Raw genomic sequence first — 22847 nt, 5'->3', positions numbered from 1 at the left:
GGCAGGGAAAAGGCGGATGGCTGCTTCCCAGCGTCAGTCCCTGTACTCGGACGAAAGCATCGACAGGACGAGCAGCGACTCGTACCGTTCGCCGGTTTTCAGGCATTCCCGCAGTTTGCCTTCGATGACAAATCCCTCGGACAGGTACAGGTTCAGGGCCCGTTCGTTTTCCTCCTTCACGTCCAGCCAGAGGCGGTGAGCCTGCTGTTCCTCAAACGCCCAGCGCTTGACCTGCCGCAGGACCCGGCGGCCGTATCCTTTCCCTTTCGCGGAGATCGTAATGCGCATCAGCTCGATGCTGCCGTGCGGGTTGGTCAGCCCGGCGATGATAACGTAGCCGACCGCTCTGCCGCTCTCCGTTTCCTCCACGATCAGGTGGCGGATGTCTGGATGGGCGAGGGCCTGCCGGTGCCGTTCCTCCGTCCATGGAAGGAGAAACGGGCGATTTTCCGCCGCGTGTTCGGTCTCGTACACAAACGGTATGTCGGCCGGACGGGTTGGCCGAAGCTGAACGCTCATGGGCGATTCTCCTTTCTGATCGGTCGGGGTTTCCACCGGCTCGCTGCAGCGTGGGGGCATTCGGGATCGGATACGCATGCCGGATCGTGTTCGCCTCGGGCGAAGGGGTTCCGTCCCGCGCCGCCCGCCGCCTGCTCCTGGGGCGCCTTTTACAGCCGTGTGGACGAAGCTATCCTCTCGGCTTCCTGCTTATCGGGATTCTCTGCCGGTCGCCGTCCTCCCTGCCGTTCGGCAGAAAGCGGAAGAAAAAATTACCAGCGCCTTTTTTGCAAGCAGGGAGTATAAAAGCGAACATCTGTTTGCTATACTAAGAACAGATTTAAGATGAGAACAAATGTTCCTGTTGGGGGATGAACATCATGACCAAGGACAGCAAGCGGATCATCTTCCTGGCTGACATGCAGAGCTTTTACGCCAGTATTGAAAAGGCGGCCCATCCGCAGCTGCGGGACAAACCGGTCGTCGTGGCCGGCGATCCCGAACGGCGCAGCGGTGTGGTTCTGGCCGCCTGCCCGATTGCCAAGTCGTACGGTGTCACCACGGCGGAGGCGCTGTGGCAGGCGCAGCAAAAGTGCCGGCATCTGGTGGTCGTTCGCCCGCGGATGGAGACGTACCTCCGCGTCTCCGTGCAGATTACCCGCATCTTTGAGTCGTTTACCGATCTGGTGGAGCCGTATTCCATCGACGAGCAGTTTCTGGACGTGACGGGAAGCGTCCGGCTGTTCGGCGACCCCTGGCGGATCGCCGAGGAAATCCGCCGCCGCGTCCGGCTGGAGACGGGGATCAACTCCCGGATCGGCATCGGGGAGAACAAGGTGCTCGCCAAGATGGCCTGCGACAACTTCGCCAAAAAACGGGAGGAGGGGATCTTTTGGCTGAAGCGGGAAGAGCTGGCCGACACGCTCTGGAAGCTGCCGATCGAAAAGCTGTTCGGGGTGGGCTCGCGGATGAAGCGCCATTTTCACCGCATGGGCATCTACCAGATCGGGCAGCTCGCCCGCATGTCTCCGGCGGTGCTCGCCCGCCGCTGGGGCGTAAACGGCGAGGTGCTTTGGCGCACGGCTCACGGCCTGGACAATTCGCCGGTGTCGCTTCAGACCCACGAGACGCAAAAGGGCATCGGCCATCACATGACGCTGCCGCGCGACTATCACACCGCCGCCGAGATCAAGGTGGTGCTCCTGGAGCTGTGCGAGGAGGTATGCCGCCGGGCGCGGAGCAAGCGGCTGATGGGATCGGTCGTCTCGGTCGGATGCCGCGGGGCCGATTTTGATGCCCCTGCCGGCTTTGGGCGGCAGTTGAAGCTGCCGGAGCCGACCCATGACGCGATGACGCTGTACGAAGCGGCCTGCCGCCTGTTTGACCGGCACTGGCAGCAGACGCCGGTGCGCAGCGTCGGTGTCAGCCTGGAACAGTTGGTGCCCGACAATGTGGTTCAGCTCAACCTGTTTACCGACACGCACAGGCAGCGTTCGCTCGCCCGCGCCATGGACGACATCCGCGCCCGCTACGGACAGGATGCCATTTTGCGGGCCGTTTCCCTGCTGGGAGCGGGGCAGGCGCGGGAGCGTGCCCGCAAGATCGGGGGGCACTACAAGTGACGGAGCGGGACGGGCAGGCGGCGGAGGGAGAACAGGAGCTGCTGCGCCTGTACATCCTGTTCGGTTTGCTGTTTCGCGCCGCCATGGCGGATTGGGGGCGGGTGCGGCAGGTTCCCTTGAAGCTGTCGTACCACTGGTTTTTCGAGGAACTGTCCCGCTGGGCGGAGCGGCAGCATCACAGACTGCGCCGCCATTTGCGGCAGCGGGGATGCGTCCTGCTGAGCGCCCGCCGGGAGCGAGGCGTCTACGTGGTGCAGTACCGGCAGCGCGGGTACGTGCGGGAGGCGGTCTACTCCATTGAGGTGCTGCGCGCCGAATGCCAGGAACTGGCCCGGCTGTGGATCATGCGGCAGCAAGCCCCCCGCCAGGACCCGGGCGCGATGGTGCCGGAACGTCATGCGCGGCGGATCGGCCGCGAAGAAGGAGAGAAGGCAACATGAGGGAAAAACGCGTGTCGAAGAAGGACAATTTGTTTGCGGCCAGCCGTTTTGTGCTGCCCGAGCATCGGGAGATGTACCTGCGGATCAAGGCGGAAGAGCGACGCTACATCCCCCCGGAACTGGACGAGGAACAACTGGCGGCCGTGAGCGAGCGGATCTGGGAAGCGATCCAGACGGGCGGCGTCGTGAGCCTGACCTACTACGACGGTGAGGCGGCCCGCCGCCTGAGCGGCCGGGTGGTTCACATCGATCCGGCCAGCCGGCAGTTGAAGCTGAAGAGCGGGGAGAAGACGCTGCGGATTCCGTTTGCCCGCCTGCTGGACGCGGAACTGACAGCAATCTCCTGAGCGGAGGGGACATGGCCGGCCGGCTGGCGGGGCACCCTTTGGATAAAACCAAAGGAGGCATTCAGCGTGAACCAACGCATCAGGCCGATTGTGATCGCAGCAGCCCTCGCCTTCGCAGCGGGCTGTACGGCTCCCCAGGCCGGGGAGCGTACACCGCCGCCCCGGGTGCAGAGCGCGCCGGCTCCGGAACAATCCCCGTACGCAGGGGCATCTCCTGCCGCTCCCCAGCCTCCCCGGCCGTCCAACATGATCCTCGATGTCCCGATCATCAGCCAAAAGCCGGAGCTGAAGAACGGCTGTGAGGTGACCAGCCTGGCGATGCTGCTGCGGTATGCCGGCCGCGATGTGGATAAACTGACACTGGCCCGCCAGGTGAAAAAGGACCCCGAGCCGCTGGTGCAGAAAAACGGCGACATCAAGGAATGGGGCGATCCCAACAAAGGATTCGTCGGGGATATGACCGGCAAACGAAAGGGATTTGCGGTCTACAACAAGCCCCTGGAAGAACTGCTGCGCCGCTACATGGGAGAACGGACGGTGAACTTGACGGGGCGGACCTATCAGGCGCTGCTGGACAGCGTGGCTGCGAGGCGGCCGGTGGTCATATGGACGACCGGCGATTTTACCCTGCCGACCGAATGGGAGAGATGGCACAAGGACGGCAGGCCAATCGCCGCCCCTTTTGACGAACATGTCGTGCTGTTGGTCGGCTATGACCAGCGGTACGCTTACGTCAACGATCCGCTGTCCGGCGACAAGCAGCGGCGCGTCTCCCACCAGGCCCTGAAAAGAAGCTGGGAAGCCCTGGGGAGACAGGCCATTACCTATCGCTAGCAGCACGGGCAGCCAGGAAAAGGCAAGCCGCAAAAAACAGCGTGGCACGGTGAAATGCCGTGCGCGGTGGTGACGTGCTGTTCCTGAAACGGTAGGCGGGGAAAATCAGCATTTTTTCGCTGTTTTTTGCGCGAAATGCTTTTTGCCAGAACAGGACGTTTCAGAGTATCGTTAGGATATCTTTCCGATCAAGACCTGATGCGTACGTTAAAGGAGATTGTACATGTTAGCACAAGAAATGGGTGTCATTTTTACCAGGCACGCGGAGCAGATGACCGCCAAACGCTGGACGGAGTTCATTCAGCAGTTGGAGAACAAGGGACTGTACGTGGTCATCGAAACGGACACGAACGGGCGGGTCATGAGCCCGTTTGGCGGATTGGTGCCGATGCCGTGCAAGGACGAGACGCTCCATATCCTGACGGAAGAAGAACTGCAGCAGCGGGGCCTGCCGCGCGGCCATCACATTATCACCAAACCCAAGGCCAAGGCCGTCACCACCTAGCGGGCAGACCGCACGGCCGCTGTACAGAGACGAATACGCACACGCAAACCTTTCTCATCCCGGAAGCGGGACGACGAAAGGTTTTTTGTTTGTGCCGCGGCGGGAGGGACCGACAAACGCCTAGATGCATACGGTGGTAACGAGAAGAAAAAGCGCCCGCCGGGCACGTGCGGAGCAAACAAGCTCGCCCCGTCACCGGCAGAGGCAGCGGGAAGCAAAAGGAGGAGTCTCATGGAGCCCAGCAATGCGCTTCGCAAATTGCAGGAGGTGCAGTTTGCGCTCGTCGAGCTGCAATTATATCTGGACGTGAACCCGGGAGACCAGCGCGCCGTTCATCAATACAACTGCTTGTCCAAAGAGCTGATGGTCTTGAAAGCGGAGTATGAAACGAAGTGCGGCCCGCTGATGCAGTACGGTTTTTCGTCTTCCCCCAGCCGCTGGGTGTGGACCGCCACGCCGTGGCCGTGGGAAATCGAGTATTGAGGTGAACGGCGATGTGGATTTATGAAAAGAAGCTGGAAATCCCCGTCCGCGTAAGCAGGCCGGACCTGCAAATGGCCAAATTTCTGATCACCCAGTACGGCGGGCCGGACCGGCGCAAAGGTATGACTACACCCAAAAGCTGATCTCGATCCGGCTGCCGTCGTATACGGTGACCTGGTGAACGATCTCCCGGATTCCATTTTTCAGCCGTTCCCGGTCGTCGTTTTCCACGGCCTCTTGGAGGGTGGTGATCTTGTTTCGTATCTTCGCCTGTACCGCCTCCGGGGATACCTCGGCCTCCACACGTTCCTCCAGCGTCCGAATCTTTTCACGCAATGCCCGTTTTTCCTCGTTCAGCCTTGTCTTGGCTTCCAGCAGGTCGGCCTCGTCCAGAATCCCGAGCTCGAATGCGCGAATCTGCCGCTGGAACCTTTCGTCCATGAAGGCGAGCTGCCGTTTGGACTGGGAAAGCTCCCCGCGGATGTGGTTTTCTTGCACGGAGACGGCATGCAGCGGAACGTCCAGGTCAGTCTGGCTCAGGCTGACGATTTCCCGAATGACCTGTTGGTCCAGAGCGGAACACGGGATGTAGTGGTAAAAGCATTGGCCTTTCTTGGTGTAGCCCGCGCACAGGTATCGGGCCGGTGGACGGTACTCCTTGCCGTTCTTTTTGCAGGTGGTGTCCATGCCGTACATTTTCGCTCCACAGTGGCCGCAAAACACGAGCCCGGAGAGGAGATAGCGGCTCCCTTTGGAGCGCGGGGCGGCACGCTGGCTGCGGTCGAGGACGTCTTGGAGTTTCCGGTACGTCTCCTGGTCAAGGATGGGCTCGTGGGTTCCCTCAACCAGCAGCCACTCGTCCGGAGGGCGTTGGATCAGCCTGCCGTTTTTCCGCGCATGCTGATTCCACACCGTATTGCCCCGCAGCATTTCGTTTTTCCAGAGGAAGACCCGGACGGCCTTCAATGTCCACTCCCGTCCCCGTTTGGTCCGTACACCGTTTTCGTTCAACATCTTGGCTACGCTCCAGGTGCCGTGGCCGTTTAGCGTCATGTCTACCATTTTTCGTACCCAGTGCGCCTCTTCCTCGTTGATGACGAATTGACCGTCCGCCACGTCGTACCCAAAGCAGGGAGCGGTGACCGGCCTGCCCTGTTTGGCAGCGTGGTACATGTTTTCACGAACGCGCTCCGCGATCCGTTCCCGTTCAAATTCGGCGAAGACGCCGAGGAGCTGCAGCACCATCCGGCCGACGGCGGTGCCGGTGTCAAACGTCTCGGATGCCGACTTGTAGGTGCACTCGTACATGTCCAGTTCATCGACGAACGTAAGGAGATCGATGAGTCGCCGCGTCAGCCGGTCGATTTTGGTCGTGATGACCATGTGGATGCGGCCGGCCCGAATGTCATCCGTCATCCGTCGGAAGGCCGGTCGGTTGGTGTCTTTGGCGGAGTAACCGTCATCGATGTAGAACGCGTAATCCGTCCATCCATGCGCGGTGCAAAAGGCACGCAGGCGTTCCTGCTGTTCCGGGATGGAAAACCCTTCGCGGGCCTGTTCCTCCGTGGAAACGCGGATGTAAAGAGCAATCGTCATGGGTGCAATCCCCCCTCGCCAGTCGGTTCCTCCTCGGCCGCCGCGATCAACACAAAGACAAGGGGCGTTCGCGCCGTCTTTTCACTGGAAGCATGCCAACGATCGTGATGCTTTTGAAACGGCCAGACGCGTACGCCATACGCAAAGCGGCCTCATAGAACAGGTATATGCCGGGACGTCGGGCGATCTGCGCCTCGTCGAGGTGTTCGCAGCAAACAGTCCCGTCCACGTGTCCACCCCGCATACAAAGAGTACGGAGAGGGGGTGATGGTGTGGCAAGAAAGCCAAAACCGCTTGTGGTCTTGCCGCACAAGGTCTATATCCGGGCAGCAGGTGAAACGGTGGACATGACCCCTGACCTTCGAAAACAAGTCAGCAAGAAGTGTGCAGACGTCCTGTTGCGATGGGCAAAAGCCTCCGTGATGGAGGAACTGGGCATCGGGTGACCGATGCCGGATGGGACAACCCCTGGCAGGAGGGGGATGGGAGAGGCGGCACCAGGATGGCGGATACAGGAAAAAACGCGGATTTGGTTGAAGCGGAATGTTGGAAAACACCATGCGTTTGATCGCGCATCGCCCTCCGATCGACGGTCGTATCGGGATGGGGAAAGCAACCAAATTGGTAATACCGCTTGTTTCTGGTGAATGTTACCATGTTGGTAGGAGGGGATTCGATGCGTGTATTTGGAAAATGGTTTGGTTTTGTCCTGCTCAGTACGTTCGTTTGCGTTGTGTTAACCTTTGCAGGAATGGTTGGGGTCATCATCGCCGGTGGGATCATCATCGGGACATTACTCTTTCTCACCCAGTTGTTTTACGAGGAAGTGGGCAGACTCCACAGGAGTGTCCAATTCCTAAGCAAAAAAATAAACAGACGTGGAGACGAGTAATGAGTCACATAGGCGATTTCGTGTCATGGTTTTTCTCGCATTTGCGTACGACGATTTTCGTTTAAGAGTCATCGTAATCGATCCGTGCAAATTGATTCTTATCCTAAGTGTCCCTGGTTCATCGCCTGCCCACTAAATGTCCCGAAAAAATTGTTAGTAGCGTTCAACTTATTTTCCTCCATAACATCAACCATTCATGGAATATTTTTTCAAAAAGTGAACCGGATGGCAGCCTCTTTGCCTCTATATATAGTGTAAGCTGAAGAACTGGAGGGGGGAGGCAAAGATGGACAGTGAGTTGATTCAACGATTTCAAGAGGGCGATCTCTCCGCATTTGATCAGTTGGTTTCAACGCACTACTACAAAGCCAAACAAACGGCATACCTGATTACACAGAATAAGGAATTGGCTGAAGAGATCGTGCAAGATGCTTTTCTGATTTGTTATCAAAAGCTTCACTTATTACGAAATCCAGCGTGTTTTCAAACATGGTTTTACAAAATCCTGGTAAGGATGAGTAAAAAAGCATTACAGAAGGAAAAGTGGCTGACGTTCCTTAGCTTCCGTGACGACTTGGAAATAAACGGTTTCAACTATGAGGAAATGGCGAACAACCAAAATGAACTGTATCTAGCTCTTTATGAGGCAATCAATCAACTTCGTCCGGCATTACGAACTGTTGTCATCCTGTATTACTTTAACGATATGCCATTATCAGAAATAGCGACGGTACTGGCGTGCCGGGAGGGAACTGTAAAATCCAAGATGTTTCATGCTCGTAAAAAACTGGAAATCGTTTTGCGGCAATCAGACGCCCTCTCCCGATCAATTGATTACTTCAAGAGGAGGAAAAACGAATGCCAGACAAATTACTGAAAATGTTTCTACGTCAACAGGCGAGCATGATAGAGGACGATACATCTGTGTTTCTACAAACGATAAAAGACAAGGAAAGGAAACCAAAGTCGATTTTGCTTCCGAAGAGGAAAGTGGCTGTCATAATGGGATGCATGCTGTTCGTTCTCGGCCTGGGGGGCGTGGGCTATGCTACGAACGCGTTTCCCTTCTTTAAAATACCGATAAATGAAGAACAACGGCAAGCACAAAAGGAGATAGAGCTGCAACTTGCGGAACAACAAAACATGATCGACGAAGATATTGTCGAATCGCTCCCTGTTAATATGAAGGGGTTTAAACAGATTGACATGGTAGAACGTAGAAGAAAGTTGGATCATGATCCCCTAACATCAATCTACGGGGCGATCCTTGGGGCCCAAGAGGTCGGCAGTTTTAAACCAAGTGTATATTTACATGAAGATCATAAGCGAGGTTACGTGTTTGTAAAGCATTCGGATGGTTCCAACCATGTTTATTTTTTAGAGTTAGATCAGGAGGGGAGATGGGTGATCACAGACATACGGTCTGGGAAGGGAAAGGTAATAAAGCCAATTCAATAAATGTTGGAGAGGTATTGCCACTCGTTACAAGTATATTTTGCTTTCCACAAACCGTCTTCATCAGAGTTAAGCAGGAAAATCACCCGAGTGCCATCCGATTTTTTTTCTGGGATAGAACCCTTGCCTTCGGAGGCATTTAGAAAACAGTAGGCCCAATATCTCCCGTCTTTTGTTTTTCCATCACATGCGAATCAAAAGTTAAATCAACGCAAACAAATGTACGAATCATCGAGACGTGTATATACGAAATGTGTCAGAAGATTAGTGGCTGCTGCCCAACATTTTGGCTATTTTCTCCAGTTCGCCAATGACCCTCTGCTTTCCTTGGGGGGAATTCATCCAATTGTCCTTCGTGATACCTCGATGATCGACAAGTCCCAGTACGTCGACCACGGTACCCTGAGGAGCATACCGTTCGCCCAAAAGGAGAAACCGTCTCGCAAAAAAGGTCTTTCCCACCAACAGGACCTTATGGATGGGGAATCCCTGCTGCTGAGGAATTTGAAATGAGTGTTTGATGATCTCCTCAATCGTGGTTCCCTCTGAGATGCGGATAATGTCGTGTTCCGGGATGCCCCCTTCGATAAGAATCGGTTTATGTACGTCATACTCCGATTGTCCATCCATGAAGCGATTGGGGGCCGCGGATAGCGTAATCTTTGCGAACCCCTCCTCTTGGTACAGCTTGATGATCGCGTTGTTGCATTCGGTATAGTGACCTGGATGGTAAATCACGAGATCAGGACAGGAGAAGAGATGACGGCGATCCGCAAAAATGAAATCGGACAACGCTTGATACGTGATCATGTTTTCGTCACTCCAATTTTTACCGTTTCAAGCAAGTCTGTGCGATTAGTATTACGGATGAAACGAGTGGAACCCTTCTGAGTGATAGGATTTTTTTTGCAAAGTATCTCTTCTCGCAATAAAAAGGGGAGGGGATTGGAAAACAATCAAGAAAGAACGGGATATGGATGCTATGGAAAAATTCTTATCAATAAATACGAAACGTGGTGATGCGGATGAGCGCAATCGTTATCATAGTTGCCGTTGTTATGGCAGCTGGCTTGTTTTGGGTGATTTTTACCTCGATCCGACAAAATAGGCTGCCAAACAGAACCAATTACACCCCTTTCGACGATATGATGTCCGGGCGTGTTGGCGGAGATCCGCTGCAGCCGTTTCTGGAACAGAAAGACGACGAGAAAGACAAATCGTAATAGGCGCCACCTAACATTTCTCACGAACGGAGACCGATAGCGGGATAGCGGTTGCTGTGGCAGCCGTTTTTTCATTTCGCTAACGGTCAATCTTGTTTAAGGAGAGAGTGGTATAAAAATAAGTAATATTTAAAATTTTATCTGATTTTTATGCTATGATATATCCAAAATTTCTTAGAAATGGGGATGACCAACTATGTCGACAAGTATACATAAGGGTGCGTTCACCGCAAAAACCGAAGATGGATTTGTAGTATTTATTATCGGTGTGCGATTAAATAAACTTTCTGGTTTTTTTAAATGGATATCAGCCATACAGGCAATGACACCAATGCTTAAGGAACTTTATCAAAATCCAGAGTTAGGATTCCTTCGAGAGACAACTGTCATTGGCTGGCGTACAGTAACGACGATTCAATACTGGAAGTCGTATGAACACTTGGAAGCATATACATATGGAACCACACACTCAAAAGCGATGAAAATGTTTTACCAAAAAATGGAGAAAAGCGGAGCGGTAGGTTTATATCATGAAACCTACAAAGTTGAAAAAAATGAATCCCTTTATATTAACATGCCAATATATGGTTTGGCTAAAGCATTCTCGCATGTGCGAATTACCAATGAACTTAATACCGCAAGAAAACGTATGGAGCGTACTTCATTTTTTGAGTGAACGGAAATCGATCATTCATTCGGATGAAGGTGTAAGGGCACGTACTATTGGTGAAGACCCATCGGCGTTCGGATACGTGGGAGCTTCCGGGAGGCCAGGTGGAAGAAGGAGAACCTTTGGACAAAGCGGTTGTTCGGGAATGTTTGGAGGAAACGAATGTAACCATACAGCCCAAAGGCATCACAGGTGTTTACTATAATGCTGCCAGTCATATTCTTACCGTTGTGTTCTACGGCGAATATGTAAGCGGTACGATCCAGATTCAACCGGAAGAAATCCAAGAAGCCAAATTTGTAGCGTTGCACGAATCAAACATAGACGCGTACATCACACGACCTCATTTTCGATCCCGAACGCTGGACGCGATGGCGAAAGAAGAGTATGGTGCCATATGAGTCATGGACCGTGAATCCCCATGAACTCCTCGGACGAGTGGGCGATTGAGTTGTACAGCAAAACGGGACAAGCACATGCGCAAACGACGAAACCCTTCGCTTCAAAGAGGGCGCTCATGCTGTCTCCGGGAAACTCATCCCTTTGCGACAATACGGCGGGCCGGACGGCGAACTGTCTGCGGCGCTCCGCTACCTGAACCAGCGCTACACGATGCCGAACGAGCGGGCCAAGGCGCTGCTGACGGACATCGGCACGGAAGAGCTGGGGCACCTGGAAGTGATCGCCACGCTGGTCCACAAGCTGGTCAAAGACGCCACGCCGGAGCAGATGCGGGCGGCCGGGTTGGGATCGATGTATGCCGATCACGAAAAGGCGCTGTTCTATACGGACGCCAACGGCAATCCCTGGACTGCGGCGTACATCCAGGCCAAGGGCGACCCGATCGCCGACCTGGCGGAGGACATCGCCGCCGAGGAAAAGGCCCGCGCCACCTACCAATGGCTGATCAACCTGACGGACGACCCGGATGTGATCCAGGTCTTAAAATACCTGCGCGAGCGGGAAGTGGTCCACTCCCAACGCTTCCGCGAAGCGCTGTGCATCGTGGAAGAACACTACAAGACGAAAAAGTATTTTTGACGAAGGAGGGATGCGCGCATGAAGAAGGAACAATCCCGCGAAGCCGCCGCCAAAGGCAGCCCGCATCCGGTCACCCGGGCAGGCCACTTTCCCCCGCGGGTCGGCTTTTACCCGCCGGGGACGGGGGGCTATCCGCCCGTGAACCTGCCTCCGGTCAAACCGTACCCGCCCGACCCGTACATGGACCAGTTTTCGCTGCCGGAAGCGCTGGTAGCGGGCACGCTGTTTCGGTGGCTGTATGATCCGTATGAGAATCCGTACCGGGAGTAGAAAAGCGTTTGGGCATATCGGAGAGCCATCCACGTTCAGGCAGCGGATGGCTTTTTGCTTTTGCAGGGGGGAGCTTGTGACCGCCATGTCTGAGGGGTTCGTTACTTTCTCCCCGGTTTGTGAAGAGGATGGACCAATCGATGAGGCAAAGGCCAGGCGTGAACGTAGCGTACAATTAGTAGGAGCCGGTGCGGTTTTGGCGAAAAGATTCCAAAGCAGCCGTCCCTGCTTGTGAAGGTTGCTTCTTCCGAAAAGAGGAGGACAAACGTACATGATTCGAAATCTACCTGTTTTTTTGCTGTTGATCTCTTGTTTGGTGGTAATGACGGGATGCTCCGGAAAACTGGTATCGCCGTTATCAGAGAGCCGGCCGGAATCCGTGCTGCCGCACGAAAACCTGACAGCGGTTTCGATTCTCATGTATAGAGAAGGCTCGGAAAAAGCTCAACCGGAACTGATTTCAACCATTTCCGAAGAATCGAAACGAAATCAATTGGTGGATGGGGTGAACAAAGGAACCAAAACAAACCTTGTCGGAACGGTAAACTCCCTTTCCGTATGGATTGTGGAATACGGAACGAACGAGGTCGTCACACAGCGGAAATACCTCATGTACGTACAGACAAAAGAAGGGGAGTACTACATCAAGCCGTTCGACATGAAGCCAGCTTTTGACCGTGACGCGTACAAGCAGGAAGATGCGGAGAGACTGATTGCCCTGCTTGGGAAAACGGATTGGTATAAAGTCGAGCAACCTCCTTACTGAGACCTCAGCGCTATTATGTGCGGCGATGCTGAAAATGAAGGCCGTGAGTATCCTGGGATTCCTTAAAGATAGCGGCAAAATCTTTAGAAACGGTTTCATCAGCGGTTTGGTTCCGATGATCTTTCTCATTTCTTTCACGTATTCGATCATCCATTTCCCACCCAACGAAAGAATATTTCCAATGATACCACAATTTGGAGTGGTCGGGAACACAAAGAGCCCCGCGTAACGCGGCGGGGCCATACGGGAAACGCTGCCGAGCGGATGAGTCAACTGCTGAAAAAGCCGCTGCTGGAATGCTTTTTCTTGTAATGGGCGCTTCCGTAGTACGCGTGTCCGTGTCCATGACCGCGGCCATCATGCTGCTTGTGATAGCCGCCGTGCTTGTAATCGCTGCTGCTGTACCGCCGGTATGTACGGGAAGCGGGACGGCTGCCGAGCAGGCTGTTTATCAGTTTTTTGAACAACATGACCACTCCTTCAGACTGCTGGTTATATACGCTTACGAATGAGGCGGGCCATGGTTTCGGGAAAAAGCCGGTGCCATTTGAAGACCGGCAAGCTGACCAATCGACTTGCCGGTACAAAGCGAGAGAGCCGACGGAAAAACCGCCGGCTCCTTTTTGCGTGTAGGCGGACGTCAGGCGATTGCCGGCGCCACGACGGTGACCGTGCCGCGCCCGATCCGCTTGTCCGGGGCCGGGTAGACAAGAGCCAAATTTGCGCGGAAAGCGGTATGCGTCCAAGTGTTCGTCTTTTGTCTGCATACTATTTAGCAAGCGTTTTGCAGCAGCGTGCTGCTTGTCGGCCAAAACGAGCGGAGGCTTCGGCTATGAAGCGATTGTGCATTCCGAGAAAGGGGGTATCGCGACCATGAACATACTGGTGACAGGCGCCGCCGGCTTTGTCGGTTCCCATCTGTGCGAACGGCTGCTGCAGATGGAGGGAACGGAAGTGGTGGGCCTCGATGTGTTTGTCAATCCGTCGCTCGCTCCTGTCAAACAGAGAAATATCGCCGCGCTCGTCAACCATCCGCGCTTTCGGTTTATCCAGGAAGATCTGCTCCAGGCCGATCTCCCCGCCCTGCTGCAAGGAGTCGATGTGGTGTATCATCTGGCTGGCATGCCTGGTGTTCGTTCCAGTTGGGGCAGCGATTTTCAGTTGTATGTCACGCACAATATCCTGGCTACCCAGCGGTTGCTGGAGGCGGCCCGCATGAGCAAGTTGGATCGGTTCATCTACGTTTCCACCTCGTCCGTCTACGGTGAAAAGACCGGACAGGTCCCGGAAGACGCTCCGCCCGTGCCGCTTTCCCCATACGGTGTCAGCAAGTTGGCCGGAGAGCATTTGTGCAATGTGTATCGGCTCTGTTACGGGGTGCCGATTGTGATATTGAGGTATTTTACCGTGTACGGCCCGCGCCAGCGGTCCGACATGGCGTTCCATTTGTTTATCCACAGCCTGCTGAACCACGAACCGATTACGGTTTTTGGAGACGGCCGGCAAACCCGCGATTTTACGTACGTTGCCGACTGTGTGGAGGCCACGGCTGCGGCGCTGACGGCAAACGGGGTGATCGGCGAGACGATCAACATCGGCGGTTTGGAACGGGCCTCCGTGCTGGACGTCATCGCCATGCTGGAGCGGTTGACGGGAGAGAAGGCCACGCTCCGTTTCACGGGAAATCTCCACGGGGAACCGAGACACACGTGGGCTGACATCTCAAAAGCGGAGCGTCTGCTGGGGTACCGGCCCGTTGTTTCCCTGGCAGACGGCCTGGCCCGGCAGATCGCCGACATCCGTTCCGTGCTTCCCTGAACGATTGCAGCGAACAGCACCGGCGGCGGTGCACAGCGAATCGGTCGTTCGCCTCGATCCCCCCTTTGGACAGGAACCAAAATTCCGCTATGGAGAGTGGACATCTGCTCAGACCGACAAGCAGACAGGTTCATATAGTGTTACAAGTCAAAGGGGAATCCGATGACAACATGCAAGCATGACACTTGATGGTGGGAGGTCATAGGCAGATGGCACAAGAAACCTGGTTGGAGCATCTGAGCGAAACGCTGAAGGGCGAAAACGGGATCGAGGAATTGGAGGTTGGGATCGAATACGCGGACGGCAACAAGAAGAAACTGATCTATTCGTCCGGCCATGACCCGGTCCTGGAAGAGGACCTGAACGAGGAAGACGACGAAGAAACGGAAATCGTCGTCTCGCAAGCGGCCGCAGATGAAGAGGACGAAGACGACGAAGACGAGGCAGAATCCGAAGAAGAAGACGAGGACGACGGCGAGGAAGAAGACGGCGAGGAAGAAGACGACGAAGACGAGACGGACGAAGATGGGGACGAAGAAGACGAGGAAGAAGACGCAGACGGGTCCGATGAAGACGAAGAAACGGACGAGGAAGACGAGGACGAAGAAGAAGACGAGGATGGGGACGAAGGCGACGACGAGGAAGAGAACGAAGAGGAAGACGAGGAAGAAGACGCAGACGGGTCCGGTGAAGACGAAGAAACGGACGAAGAAGACGAAGATGAGGACGAAGAAGAAGACGAAGATGAGGACGAAGAAGAGGACGACGACTGAGAACAGCATCAGCACACAACGCGTCGAGACGATGCGCCGAGCAGGCGCATCGATTTTTCTTTTTCCGGTGCGGACGAGAGGGCGGTTGGCAGGATTTCTCAAGAGCGGATAGATATTTGTCCGTTACGTGATCCCTTCGCTACGAATACCTTATAAAAGATTTACACCGATTTACAAAACGTACTTCGGAGGGAGACAATGGATCAATATGTTATCAAGCCGTGGGATAACCCAGAGGCAACAGGACCGAAGCCTGTAGATTGGGATTTGCACGTGCCGCCGGAGATCGACGAGCTGGCGGTGAAAGTGATGACTCACTACGACATGTCTGTCAGCGATCGCAGGTTGATCACCTCGAAACCTGACAAGGGCGGTGCCATTTGGCGGATCCAGACCAACAAGGGGCCGCGCAGCCTGAAGCTGCTGCACCGCGCTCCGGCGAGGAGCATGTTTAGTGTCGGGGCGCAAGCGTACATTCACCAACAGGGGGGCAGAGTTCCCGCGCTCATCCCGGCAAAAGACGGCAAACTGTTTGTCGAGAGCGGCGGGAAGCTCTGGATCGTCACCGACTGGGTGGAACCCCTCACGCCGGCGACCAAAATCGACCTCGCAGGGGCCCAGCAGTTGTGCTACGGGCTGGGTGAGTTTCATCGCTACTCCAAGGGGTACGTCCCTCCGCAAGGGGCAAAGAACGCGTCACGGCTGCACAAATGGCCCAACTACTACAAGAAGGTGGCCAAAAAGATCGGTTGGCTGCGCGAAGTCGCCAAAGTGTACAACGACATTCCTGCCAGCAAGTCCATTCTCTCCGTTGTCGACCTGTTTGAGCGGCAGGCCTGGGACGCGCTGCAAAAGCTGAACGAGTCTCCCTACCGGCACATGGTGGCGATGGGCGAACCGTATTGGGGACTGGTTCACCAGGATTACGGATGGTCCAACGGGCAGATGGGGCCGGGCGGTCTGTGGGTGATAGACCTGGACGGGGTCGCGTACGACCTCCCCTTTCGCGACCTGCGCAAGCTGATTACGAGCACGATGGATGACATGGGCGTCTGGGATACCACCTGGATGCGCGGGATGATCGAGGCTTACCACGAGGCGAATCCGCTCAGTGCGGAAAGCTTCGACGTGCTGCTGATCGACATGGCTCTCCCCAACGAGTTTTACAAGCATCTCAAAGAGGTGTTTTTCGATCCGGTGACGTTTTTGAGCACGGGAGGAGTGGAAGCCATCCAGCAGCGGATTGTCGCCGCGGACCAATCCAAGTGGCAGGCGCTGGCGGAGCTGGCCAAGGACAAATCCAAATACAAAGCGGAACATTACGAGCAGTTGGCGGCGTTGCGCCAACCGCGCCGGCCGGTCAGGGAAAGCGTGCCGGATGCGGACAAATGGGTCCTGCAGCAGCCGGCACAAGCAGACGCGCAGCCTGAATCGGCGAAGAAAGGGAAACGGCGTACGGCCGAGCAGCGTGAACCGGCGGCGCAAGAAAAACGGCGTGCGGCCGAGCAGCGTGAACCGGCGGCGCAGGAAAAACGGCGTGTGGTCGTACAGCGTGAACCGGCGGTGCAGGAAAAACGGCGTGAGGATGCACAGCGTGAATCGGCGGTGCAAGAAAAACGGCGTACGGCAGAAGAGCCTGCTGCCGTGACGAAGAAAAAGGAACGGGTCGGCGCTTCGCTGTCCGAAACCGAGGTGAAAGACCCCGCCGCCGTATCGAAGGCACCTGTCGTGCGGGATAAAGCGCGGGTAAAACTCAAAGCCGCAGGCGCGAAGGACGTTTACCGCAAGCGTGTCCGCAAGGTGAAACGAGAAGAGAGCCGCCTGCAGAAAAAACGGCCGTCGGTGAAAACGGCGACAAGCGTGAGCCGGCGCAAACCGGAGACGTCCCGGTCAACGACGAAGCGAAAACCGGTACAGACGTCCCGGTCGACGACGAAGCGCAAACCGGTCCAGACGTCCCGGCCGACGACGAAGCGCAAACCGACACAGCCTGCTCCGTCGGCGGCGAAGCGCAGACCGAAGCAGAAAAGCAAAACCGACGTCATCAAGCTGAAACAGTTGATCAAACGAGCGGCCTCAACGGTGCAGCGCAAACGAAAGGTACAGAAACCATCCGCATTGACAAGGAGAGCGGACAAAGACAAAAAGCAGGCAGTCAAAAACAGAAAACGCCTCTTCGGCCAAACAGCGGCGACTTGAACCAAGGCGGCCAAAGCTGCCGTCCGAAAGCCGTACGGCGACAAGTGAGCCAGACTGACCGCCGGCTTGAACCAAGCGGCGTGATGGGAAAGGAGAATTCGGATGAAGGGGTTACTGATCTGTACGGAAAAATTGCCCGTACCGCCAATCCGGGGCGGTGCCATTCAAACCTATATCGCCGGTATCGTCAATGTTCTCGGCAAGCATCACAACGTGACGGTGTTGGGGACGTCGGATCCGTCGCTTCCGCAGGAGGAAACAAAAGGGAATGTTCGGTACGTGCGCGTCAACGGACAGGGCGCCTATGAACTGTACGCGAAAGAAGTGATCCAATTTCTCCGCAGCAATTCGTACGACATCATTCACGTCTTCAACCGGCCGCGCCTGGTGCCGTTGATCCGGGAAGCGTGTCCCCGCGCGCGGATCATTTTAAGCATGCATAACGACATGTTCGATCCTGCCAAAATTGATCCCGACGTAGCGGTCAGGGCGATCGAAGAAACGGAGCGGATCATCACCATCAGCAATTACGTGGGCAAGGTGATTTGCGGGTTGTATCCGCAGGCGGCGCCCAAGGTACGCACCATCTATTCGGGTGTAAATCTGGACCTGTTCGTTCCGTGGGAGCGGTCGCAGGCGGCCAAGCAAATTCGCAACCAGCTCCGCTCGCAGTACAAACTGAACGGAAAGCAGGTCATCTTGTTTGTCGGACGGCTCACTCCGAAGAAAGGTGCCGACATCCTGGTCCGGGCGATGAACGAACTGTCACGCCTCCATTCCGACATTGCGCTCGTCCTGGTCGGGGGTTCCTGGTACAGCGTGGACAAAGTGAGCGATTACGTGGCCTACGTCCGCGCTCTGGCGGCGCGTTCCCCCGTTCCGGTCATCACGACGGGATACGTGCCGGCCGAACAGATTCACCACTGGTTTTGGGCCGGCGATATTTTTGTCTGCCCCTCGCAGTGGGAGGAACCGCTCGCCCGCGTCCACTATGAAGCGATGGCCGCCGGACTGCCGTTTGTCACGACGCAGCGAGGCGGGAATCCAGAGGTGATCGTCAACGGCAACGGCCTTTTGGTCGAACAGCCGGAAAATCCGCAGGCGTTTGCCGAGAAGCTGCACACGCTGCTCTCCAACCGCGATCTGCAGCGGAGAATGGGCAATGCCGGCCGGCGTTTGGCCGAGGAACGATTCACGTGGAACCGGGTGGCAAGTGAAGTGCTGCAAGTCTGGAACGGATAGCGGCCCGTTGAATCGTCCGCCTTGTGGATGGCAAATCAAAAAGCGCGTCCGTTTGGAAAGTAGACAGGGAGGGTATGACCGGCACACGTTTGCTGCGGGATCGTTTATCGGTGCAAAACCGATTCGCGCGGCTGGCCCGTGCCGGGATACGCCTCCCTGTTCTCTTTTTTCAGCGGGCCCGCGATCAGCATCTGACGGGGCCGTTTGAGGAACGCAGAGGGGCAGCGCGTCAGCCGGAACGGCGAAAAGGCACGGCCCACGTCCAGGCGGCGCCGGGAGCACCTGCGGAACAGGCTTGTCCGCCTGTGGAAAGCGTACACGCCATGGGGCACGATCGGGGGAAAAACGCAGCTCGGCTCAGGCGCGGACCGTACGTGCGACAGCGAATCGATCCGGGATTCGCCCGAGCCGGCAGGCAGACACGTCTGGTTCCACATGCGTTCAGGAGGTCGGGATGACGGCCACTATCCGATTCAGCGGAATGATGACACTGCCGGGGGCAGTCTCGTCGCTGGGAGCGGGATTCAGCTCGATGATGCCGTCTTCCACGCGAACCAGGTTCCCGAACCGGTAACGGCGGCTTTGCGCTCCCCAATCGACGGACAGGATGACTTCGACCGTTTGCTTGTGCTTCATGTATCGTTCCAGTTCCTTTCGCAGGCTGTTCATGCTGACGCAATCCGCCGTCTCCGGAGAGTCGACATTCACCTTGACGACAGGAGGCGGGATGATGGCGGGCGGCGGTGTGTCCACACGAACCTCGGGCGCCGCGACGTTCACCTGAGGGACAGGCGTGGTGACGTTTACCCGCGGCGATCGGACATGTACGCGCAACATCTTGCCGCTTCTCTTCCTGCGCCGCGTTGTTCCGGCGGCGCGAGAACGGGAGCGGGACGCGGTACGGGCACTCCTCTTTTTCGCTGCTTTGGCCGATTTCATGCTGACACCTCCATCTGTGCATGGTGTAGTATATGCACGGCGGAAGTGCCGGAAATGGACAAATATCCAGCAGGCGAAAAAATGAGCCAGTCCTTGCCGAACGGGCCGGGGCCCGTACCGGATATGCGCGTTCGCGAATGTCGGCCGATCCGTCCGCCACTTGTGCGAAATCGCCAGCCGGATGCCGAGGAAGGCAAATAGCGCAGCTTTGCGTAAGGGACGTACCTGCCCACGGCGGGACGTCCGGCTGATGGCCGAACAGACCGGCGAAGACTGCCGCGGCGGCGAAAAGCAGAAAGGTCTGGACCGTGCAGATTAAGCCGAGTCCGGTCATCAGAAGCGGCGCATTGCCCGCTTGGGGCGGGATGAACTGCGGAAGAAGAGCATTCGACGCATTTTTCCAAATGCAGAGGAATTTTTTAAAAAGGAAGGAAAATCGTGTATAATGATCGAGAAATCCCTAAAACGTATGGTGGAGGTCTCGTGCATGAATCACTTGCAGCTTGAACCCATGGGAGTGGGAAGCCTGCTGGATCGGAGCTTCTCCGTCTACCGGCATCATTTTGTCCCGTTTTTTCTCTTGACGATGCTGCTGTTTGGACCGTTTCTCCTGATTCAGGAGGTATTGATGACCGATCTCGGCAGCATGCCCCTGGTGACGAGCGATGACGAATCGTCGACCTTTTGGGAATTCTGGCAAAACCGCCTGGGGGCGTCCGACGCCACCCTGACGGACAACCTGGGGCACCTGCTGTTGTACCTGCTCGTCTGGGTGCCGGTGACGATGCTGTTTGTCTATCCGCTTATGCTCTCGGCGGCGCTGCTGATGACCAGGGCGGCGGTGACAGGGGAGCCGGTCAACGTGAAAGCGGCGCTAAAGCAGGCGCTGAGCCGGGTGTGGCCGCTGGCCGGCAGCACGTTTGTGTTCGGACTGATCATGGCAGGCATCATGCTGGCCTTTGTTCTGGCCATCGTTCTCTTATCCGTGCTCGGATTCGGCATTGCCGGCCTGGCGGCGGAAGACAGCGATCTTTCGCCGGTCGCCGTCATCGTTTTGATGATTGGCGGGTACCTGCTGTTTCTCGCCGGAATCGTGCTTGTTCCCGGTTTTTTTCTGCTTCGCTGGGGGTTTTACCTGCCGGTGGTGCTTCTGGATCATGAGGGGATCGGCATCGGCCGGAGCTGGAAATTGACGAAAGGCAGCTTCTGGCGTCTAATGGCGCTGTATCTGGTGCTGACGGTGATCTATACCATCTTCTCCGGCGGCATCTCCGCCTTGTCGATCGCCGCTTTTGGCGTATCCATCCTGAGCCAGTTGATCCAGGTGCTGGTCTCGTGTCTGCTCATCCCGTGGATGATGATCGTCTACGCCCTTGCCTATCTGGATTTGAAGGTCCGCTATGAAGGGACTGACGTGGAAGCGATGCTGAGGAGGCAGGCGGAGACTTCGGCTGCGGCGGAGTTGGATGGCAGCCATGATTGATGCGAATCAACTCTCCCGCGACAAGGAACGGCTGGCGGAGATTTTGTCCGCCGACGAGTATGCCGTCCGGTCCGGGGAGGGGGAAAGCTGGCTGGATCCGCTGCTGGAGCACATCGTGGAGACCATCGCCCGCCTGCTGCGGCACGCCGACGTGCCGCCCGGAGCGGCCAGCACGCTGTCCGGCGCAATCATCGCCGCCGCCCTGATCGGCCTGGTTGTGCTGATCTGCTGGCTGGTCCGCCGAATGGTGCGGGCGGAACAGCGAAAAGCCGCGCTGCTGGCGAGGGGGGAACACATCCGCACGCACGCGGATTGCCTGCGGGAAGCCAAGGAGCTGGGACAGCGGGGCGAGTGGCGGGAAGGCATGCGCCTCATGTTTCTGTCCCTGCTCTTGTACCTGCAGGAGCGGTCGTGGATTCGGGTGGAAACGTGGAAGACCAACTGGGAGTATATGGATGAGCTGCGCGACCGACAGCCGGACCTGGAACCGCTCTTTCGCCGTCATGCGCACGCCTTTGAACAGGTGTGGTACGGCAGGAAGAGCGTGGACGAGGCGGTCTTTTGGCGGCATGTGAGCGAACTGGAACGGCAGTGGAGCGGGGAGGGACAACATGGGGACCGTCACTAGATACCGTGCGGCTCTCGCCGCCGCCGTACTGCTGTTTCTCGCGCTGGGCTGGCTGCTGATCAAACCGGCCGCCCCGTCGTATCCGCCGTACGTCTCGTTTTCGCCTCAGCCGGCTGGTCTCAAGGCAATCGCGACGCTGCTGGGGGAAAAGCGGAACGGCGTCAAGGAGTGGCGCCAACCGTGGCGCTTTCTGCCGCCGGGCAGCGGCCAGGCGCTGATTGTGGTCGAACCGCGCCAGGTGACGGACAGCGAACGGGAGGATATCCTCCGCTGGGTGGAGAGCGGCAACGACCTGATCGTGTTTGAACGCAATCCGTCTGGATGGGAGGAGGCCCACCTGTCGGCCTCCGCAGCGGGCGAGGCAGGAGATGAGGCGAAAGAGAGGCCCATCCACGGCCCTTCCGCCGGTCAGGGCCGGACCGGTCTGGTGCATGCGTACATGCGGCTGGACAACACGCCGGACCTGGAGCCGCTCCTTTCCGACGATCTGGGCATCATCGCCGGACGGACGAAGGTGGGGGCGGGTACGGTCACGCTGTTTCTCGTGCCCGAGTGGCTGACGAACGAGCAGGTGATGAACCACTCCCACTTCGAACTGATCTGGCCCCACCTGCAGGGGGACTGGAGCGTCACCTGGCTGGATGAATACCATCACGGCTATCGGCAGCAGCCGGGCATTCTCGCCGTCTACCCGGGGTGGCTGGTGGCGGCCCTGGCCCAACTGGGCGTGGTGCTCCTGCTTTGGCTGTGGCGGAAGGGAAAACGCTTCGGCCCCGTCTACACCCTGCGGGAATGGACGGTCCGGCGCGGGGACGAAACGCTGCTGGCCGTGGCGAGCTGGTACGAACGGCGCCGCTTGGCCCTGGATGCCTTGAAGATCCGGGAGGCGTACCTGCGGCAGATGATGCAGGAGCGCTGGGGGCTTCACACCCGGGCTTCGTCCCATGAAATCGCGGCGGCCGCCAGGGCGAGATGGAGCGAAGCGGAGGCGGCCGCGCTCATCGGACTGCTGGAGCGGATCGAGGCGGCAAAAGCGGCGGGGCGCTGCTCGCTCAAGCAGTTGGTGGCCGACAGCCGCATGCTGGACGACATGACAGAGCGCTTGGAAAAGGAGTGAATGTGA

The 22847-nt window shown here is 56.8% G+C and carries 28 protein-coding genes and 2 pseudogenes; 25 read left to right on the top strand and 5 right to left on the bottom strand.

Annotated features, from left to right (window positions below):
• Window positions 1–33: 33 nt before the first annotated feature.
• Complete coding sequence (locus FOI68_RS12190) at window positions 34–519, bottom strand: GNAT family N-acetyltransferase (RefSeq protein WP_143863334.1); 486 nt, start codon at window positions 517–519, stop codon at window positions 34–36.
• Between the two features lie 359 nt (window positions 520–878).
• On the opposite strand from FOI68_RS12190, the gene FOI68_RS12185 reads away from it, so the two are divergent.
• From FOI68_RS12185 to FOI68_RS12155, 7 genes and pseudogenes are all read left to right on the top strand, one after another.
• On the top strand, window positions 879–2120 hold the full coding sequence (locus tag FOI68_RS12185) for a DNA polymerase IV (RefSeq protein WP_044899495.1): 1242 nt from the start codon (window positions 879–881) through the stop codon (window positions 2118–2120).
• Window positions 2117–2560 (top strand): YhjD family protein, encoded by a 444-nt coding sequence (locus FOI68_RS12180; protein WP_143863333.1) that lies wholly within the window; start codon window positions 2117–2119, stop codon window positions 2558–2560. Before FOI68_RS12185 ends, FOI68_RS12180 begins: the two co-directional genes overlap by 4 nt.
• Window positions 2557–2907, top strand: a complete 351-nt coding sequence (locus FOI68_RS12175; RefSeq protein WP_143863332.1) for a YolD-like family protein — start codon at window positions 2557–2559, stop codon at window positions 2905–2907. Before FOI68_RS12180 ends, FOI68_RS12175 begins: the two co-directional genes overlap by 4 nt.
• Before the next feature lie 66 nt (window positions 2908–2973).
• Window positions 2974–3741, top strand: coding sequence for a C39 family peptidase (locus FOI68_RS12170; protein ID WP_029100082.1), 768 nt, complete (start codon window positions 2974–2976; stop codon window positions 3739–3741).
• 223 nt (window positions 3742–3964) lie between these two features.
• Window positions 3965–4246: a hypothetical protein gene (locus tag FOI68_RS12165; protein ID WP_029100083.1), complete on the top strand. Its 282-nt coding sequence runs from the start codon at window positions 3965–3967 to the stop codon at window positions 4244–4246.
• Between the two features lie 231 nt (window positions 4247–4477).
• Window positions 4478–4729, top strand: a complete 252-nt coding sequence (locus tag FOI68_RS12160; RefSeq protein ID WP_029100084.1) for a spore coat protein CotJB — start codon at window positions 4478–4480, stop codon at window positions 4727–4729.
• An 11-nt stretch (window positions 4730–4740) separates the two neighbouring features.
• Window positions 4741–4839, top strand: a pseudogene (locus tag FOI68_RS12155) (manganese catalase family protein); the annotation flags it as partial.
• A gap of 16 nt (window positions 4840–4855) precedes the next feature.
• Here FOI68_RS12155 and FOI68_RS12150 read toward each other — a convergent pair.
• The gene (locus FOI68_RS12150) at window positions 4856–6325 is read right to left on the bottom strand and encodes a recombinase family protein (protein ID WP_044899498.1); all 1470 of its coding nucleotides are present in this window, start codon (window positions 6323–6325) and stop codon (window positions 4856–4858) included.
• 272 nt (window positions 6326–6597) lie between these two features.
• Between FOI68_RS12150 and FOI68_RS23465 the strand changes: the two genes are divergently transcribed.
• The 4 genes from FOI68_RS23465 to FOI68_RS12135 all read left to right on the top strand — a co-directional run bounded on the left by FOI68_RS23465 (window position 6598) and on the right by FOI68_RS12135 (window position 8675).
• Window positions 6598–6771 (top strand): hypothetical protein, encoded by a 174-nt coding sequence (locus FOI68_RS23465; protein WP_185973935.1) that lies wholly within the window; start codon window positions 6598–6600, stop codon window positions 6769–6771.
• 230 nt (window positions 6772–7001) lie between these two features.
• Window positions 7002–7217 carry a hypothetical protein gene (locus FOI68_RS12145; RefSeq protein WP_029100086.1) on the top strand — a complete coding sequence of 72 codons (216 nt, stop codon included), beginning with the start codon at window positions 7002–7004 and terminating at the stop codon, window positions 7215–7217.
• Between the two features lie 286 nt (window positions 7218–7503).
• Window positions 7504–8094, top strand: coding sequence for an RNA polymerase sigma factor (locus FOI68_RS12140; RefSeq protein ID WP_143863331.1), 591 nt, complete (start codon window positions 7504–7506; stop codon window positions 8092–8094).
• Window positions 8076–8675 carry a hypothetical protein gene (locus FOI68_RS12135; protein ID WP_143863330.1) on the top strand — a complete coding sequence of 200 codons (600 nt, stop codon included), beginning with the start codon at window positions 8076–8078 and terminating at the stop codon, window positions 8673–8675. Before FOI68_RS12140 ends, FOI68_RS12135 begins: the two co-directional genes overlap by 19 nt.
• 261 nt (window positions 8676–8936) lie before the next feature.
• Here FOI68_RS12135 and FOI68_RS12130 read toward each other — a convergent pair whose 3' ends face one another.
• A complete protein-coding gene (locus FOI68_RS12130) occupies window positions 8937–9482 on the bottom strand; it encodes a YdcF family protein (RefSeq protein WP_143863329.1) in 546 nt (181 codons plus the stop codon).
• Between the two features lie 215 nt (window positions 9483–9697).
• Here FOI68_RS12130 and FOI68_RS12125 point away from each other — a divergent pair, with 215 nt between their 5' ends.
• The 6 genes and pseudogenes from FOI68_RS12125 to FOI68_RS12100 all read left to right on the top strand — a co-directional run bounded on the left by FOI68_RS12125 (window position 9698) and on the right by FOI68_RS12100 (window position 12642).
• Window positions 9698–9895, top strand: a complete 198-nt coding sequence (locus FOI68_RS12125; RefSeq protein WP_065066759.1) for a hypothetical protein — start codon at window positions 9698–9700, stop codon at window positions 9893–9895.
• A 196-nt stretch (window positions 9896–10091) separates the two neighbouring features.
• Window positions 10092–10571, top strand: a complete 480-nt coding sequence (locus tag FOI68_RS12120; RefSeq protein ID WP_143863328.1) for a DUF4188 domain-containing protein — start codon at window positions 10092–10094, stop codon at window positions 10569–10571.
• Between the two features lie 41 nt (window positions 10572–10612).
• A pseudogene (locus FOI68_RS12115) lies at window positions 10613–11015 on the top strand (NUDIX domain-containing protein); the annotation flags it as partial.
• 87 nt (window positions 11016–11102) lie between these two features.
• A complete protein-coding gene (locus tag FOI68_RS12110; RefSeq protein WP_035295585.1) occupies window positions 11103–11606 on the top strand; it encodes a manganese catalase family protein in 504 nt (167 codons plus the stop codon).
• A gap of 18 nt (window positions 11607–11624) precedes the next feature.
• Window positions 11625–11876 carry a spore coat associated protein CotJA gene (locus tag FOI68_RS12105; protein ID WP_035294930.1) on the top strand — a complete coding sequence of 84 codons (252 nt, stop codon included), beginning with the start codon at window positions 11625–11627 and terminating at the stop codon, window positions 11874–11876.
• A gap of 271 nt (window positions 11877–12147) precedes the next feature.
• Window positions 12148–12642, top strand: a complete 495-nt coding sequence (locus tag FOI68_RS12100) for a hypothetical protein (RefSeq protein ID WP_143863327.1) — start codon at window positions 12148–12150, stop codon at window positions 12640–12642.
• Window positions 12643–12911: 269 nt separating this feature from the next.
• Here FOI68_RS12100 and FOI68_RS12095 read toward each other — a convergent pair whose 3' ends face one another.
• Window positions 12912–13109, bottom strand: a complete 198-nt coding sequence (locus tag FOI68_RS12095) for a hypothetical protein (protein ID WP_029100093.1) — start codon at window positions 13107–13109, stop codon at window positions 12912–12914.
• Window positions 13110–13217: 108 nt separating this feature from the next.
• Between FOI68_RS12095 and FOI68_RS23970 the strand changes: the two genes are divergently transcribed.
• From FOI68_RS23970 to FOI68_RS12075, 5 genes are all read left to right on the top strand, one after another.
• Entirely contained in the window at window positions 13218–13349 is a 132-nt protein-coding gene (locus tag FOI68_RS23970) for a hypothetical protein (RefSeq protein ID WP_255433452.1), read from the top strand.
• A gap of 166 nt (window positions 13350–13515) precedes the next feature.
• Window positions 13516–14460 (top strand): NAD-dependent epimerase/dehydratase family protein, encoded by a 945-nt coding sequence (locus FOI68_RS12090; protein WP_143863326.1) that lies wholly within the window; start codon window positions 13516–13518, stop codon window positions 14458–14460.
• Between the two features lie 209 nt (window positions 14461–14669).
• Window positions 14670–15233 carry a hypothetical protein gene (locus tag FOI68_RS23460; protein WP_185973934.1) on the top strand — a complete coding sequence of 188 codons (564 nt, stop codon included), beginning with the start codon at window positions 14670–14672 and terminating at the stop codon, window positions 15231–15233.
• Window positions 15234–15431: 198 nt separating this feature from the next.
• Window positions 15432–17432 carry a CotS family spore coat protein gene (locus tag FOI68_RS12080; protein WP_143863325.1) on the top strand — a complete coding sequence of 667 codons (2001 nt, stop codon included), beginning with the start codon at window positions 15432–15434 and terminating at the stop codon, window positions 17430–17432.
• Between the two features lie 102 nt (window positions 17433–17534).
• Window positions 17535–18674 (top strand): glycosyltransferase family 4 protein, encoded by a 1140-nt coding sequence (locus FOI68_RS12075; protein ID WP_143863324.1) that lies wholly within the window; start codon window positions 17535–17537, stop codon window positions 18672–18674.
• Window positions 18675–19115: 441 nt separating this feature from the next.
• Here the strand turns inward: FOI68_RS12075 and FOI68_RS12070 are convergent, their stop codons facing one another.
• The gene (locus FOI68_RS12070; RefSeq protein ID WP_143863323.1) at window positions 19116–19511 is read right to left on the bottom strand and encodes a hypothetical protein; all 396 of its coding nucleotides are present in this window, start codon (window positions 19509–19511) and stop codon (window positions 19116–19118) included.
• Window positions 19512–20100: 589 nt separating this feature from the next.
• Here FOI68_RS12070 and FOI68_RS12065 point away from each other — a divergent pair.
• Genes FOI68_RS12065 through FOI68_RS12055 form a run of 3 tightly spaced genes read left to right on the top strand, consistent with a single transcriptional unit; the run spans window position 20101 to window position 22841 of the window.
• Window positions 20101–21096, top strand: a complete 996-nt coding sequence (locus FOI68_RS12065; RefSeq protein WP_035295581.1) for a DUF7847 domain-containing protein — start codon at window positions 20101–20103, stop codon at window positions 21094–21096.
• Window positions 21089–21724 (top strand): DUF4129 domain-containing protein, encoded by a 636-nt coding sequence (locus FOI68_RS12060; protein WP_065066769.1) that lies wholly within the window; start codon window positions 21089–21091, stop codon window positions 21722–21724. Before FOI68_RS12065 ends, FOI68_RS12060 begins: the two co-directional genes overlap by 8 nt.
• Entirely contained in the window at window positions 21708–22841 is a 1134-nt protein-coding gene (locus FOI68_RS12055) for a DUF4350 domain-containing protein (RefSeq protein ID WP_029100101.1), read from the top strand. The genes FOI68_RS12060 and FOI68_RS12055 overlap by 17 nt, the downstream gene beginning before the upstream one ends.
• Window positions 22842–22847: the final 6 nt, after the last annotated feature.

The organism is Brevibacillus sp. LEMMJ03, assembly GCF_007197875.1.
Classification (GTDB): Bacteria; Bacillota; Bacilli; order Brevibacillales; family Brevibacillaceae; genus Brevibacillus; species Brevibacillus thermoruber.
The sequence above is the reverse complement of the archived record's forward strand: the minus strand, read 5'-3'. Positions and strand labels throughout refer to the sequence as shown.

Bases quoted from the DNA above. Each gene is read 5' to 3' on its own strand.
- FOI68_RS12190 (WP_143863334.1), bottom strand. From the start codon at position 519: ATGAGCGTTCAGCTTCGGCCAACCCGTCCGGCCGACATACCGTTTGTG.
- FOI68_RS12185 (WP_044899495.1), top strand. From the start codon at position 879: ATGACCAAGGACAGCAAGCGGATCATCTTCCTGGCTGACATGCAGAGC.
- FOI68_RS12175 (WP_143863332.1), top strand. From the start codon at position 2,557: ATGAGGGAAAAACGCGTGTCGAAGAAGGACAATTTGTTTGCGGCCAGC.
- FOI68_RS12165 (WP_029100083.1), top strand. From the start codon at position 3,965: ATGTTAGCACAAGAAATGGGTGTCATTTTTACCAGGCACGCGGAGCAG.
- FOI68_RS12160 (WP_029100084.1), top strand. From the start codon at position 4,478: ATGGAGCCCAGCAATGCGCTTCGCAAATTGCAGGAGGTGCAGTTTGCG.
- FOI68_RS12150 (WP_044899498.1), bottom strand. From the start codon at position 6,325: ATGACGATTGCTCTTTACATCCGCGTTTCCACGGAGGAACAGGCCCGC.
- FOI68_RS12145 (WP_029100086.1), top strand. From the start codon at position 7,002: ATGCGTGTATTTGGAAAATGGTTTGGTTTTGTCCTGCTCAGTACGTTC.
- FOI68_RS12140 (WP_143863331.1), top strand. From the start codon at position 7,504: ATGGACAGTGAGTTGATTCAACGATTTCAAGAGGGCGATCTCTCCGCA.
- FOI68_RS12135 (WP_143863330.1), top strand. From the start codon at position 8,076: ATGCCAGACAAATTACTGAAAATGTTTCTACGTCAACAGGCGAGCATG.
- FOI68_RS12130 (WP_143863329.1), bottom strand. From the start codon at position 9,482: ATGATCACGTATCAAGCGTTGTCCGATTTCATTTTTGCGGATCGCCGT.
- FOI68_RS12125 (WP_065066759.1), top strand. From the start codon at position 9,698: ATGAGCGCAATCGTTATCATAGTTGCCGTTGTTATGGCAGCTGGCTTG.
- FOI68_RS12120 (WP_143863328.1), top strand. From the start codon at position 10,092: ATGTCGACAAGTATACATAAGGGTGCGTTCACCGCAAAAACCGAAGAT.
- FOI68_RS12105 (WP_035294930.1), top strand. From the start codon at position 11,625: ATGAAGAAGGAACAATCCCGCGAAGCCGCCGCCAAAGGCAGCCCGCAT.
- FOI68_RS12100 (WP_143863327.1), top strand. From the start codon at position 12,148: ATGATTCGAAATCTACCTGTTTTTTTGCTGTTGATCTCTTGTTTGGTG.
- FOI68_RS12090 (WP_143863326.1), top strand. From the start codon at position 13,516: ATGAACATACTGGTGACAGGCGCCGCCGGCTTTGTCGGTTCCCATCTG.
- FOI68_RS23460 (WP_185973934.1), top strand. From the start codon at position 14,670: ATGGCACAAGAAACCTGGTTGGAGCATCTGAGCGAAACGCTGAAGGGC.
- FOI68_RS12080 (WP_143863325.1), top strand. From the start codon at position 15,432: ATGGATCAATATGTTATCAAGCCGTGGGATAACCCAGAGGCAACAGGA.
- FOI68_RS12075 (WP_143863324.1), top strand. From the start codon at position 17,535: ATGAAGGGGTTACTGATCTGTACGGAAAAATTGCCCGTACCGCCAATC.
- FOI68_RS12070 (WP_143863323.1), bottom strand. From the start codon at position 19,511: ATGTTGCGCGTACATGTCCGATCGCCGCGGGTAAACGTCACCACGCCT.
- FOI68_RS12065 (WP_035295581.1), top strand. From the start codon at position 20,101: ATGAATCACTTGCAGCTTGAACCCATGGGAGTGGGAAGCCTGCTGGAT.
- FOI68_RS12060 (WP_065066769.1), top strand. From the start codon at position 21,089: ATGATTGATGCGAATCAACTCTCCCGCGACAAGGAACGGCTGGCGGAG.
- FOI68_RS12055 (WP_029100101.1), top strand. From the start codon at position 21,708: ATGGGGACCGTCACTAGATACCGTGCGGCTCTCGCCGCCGCCGTACTG.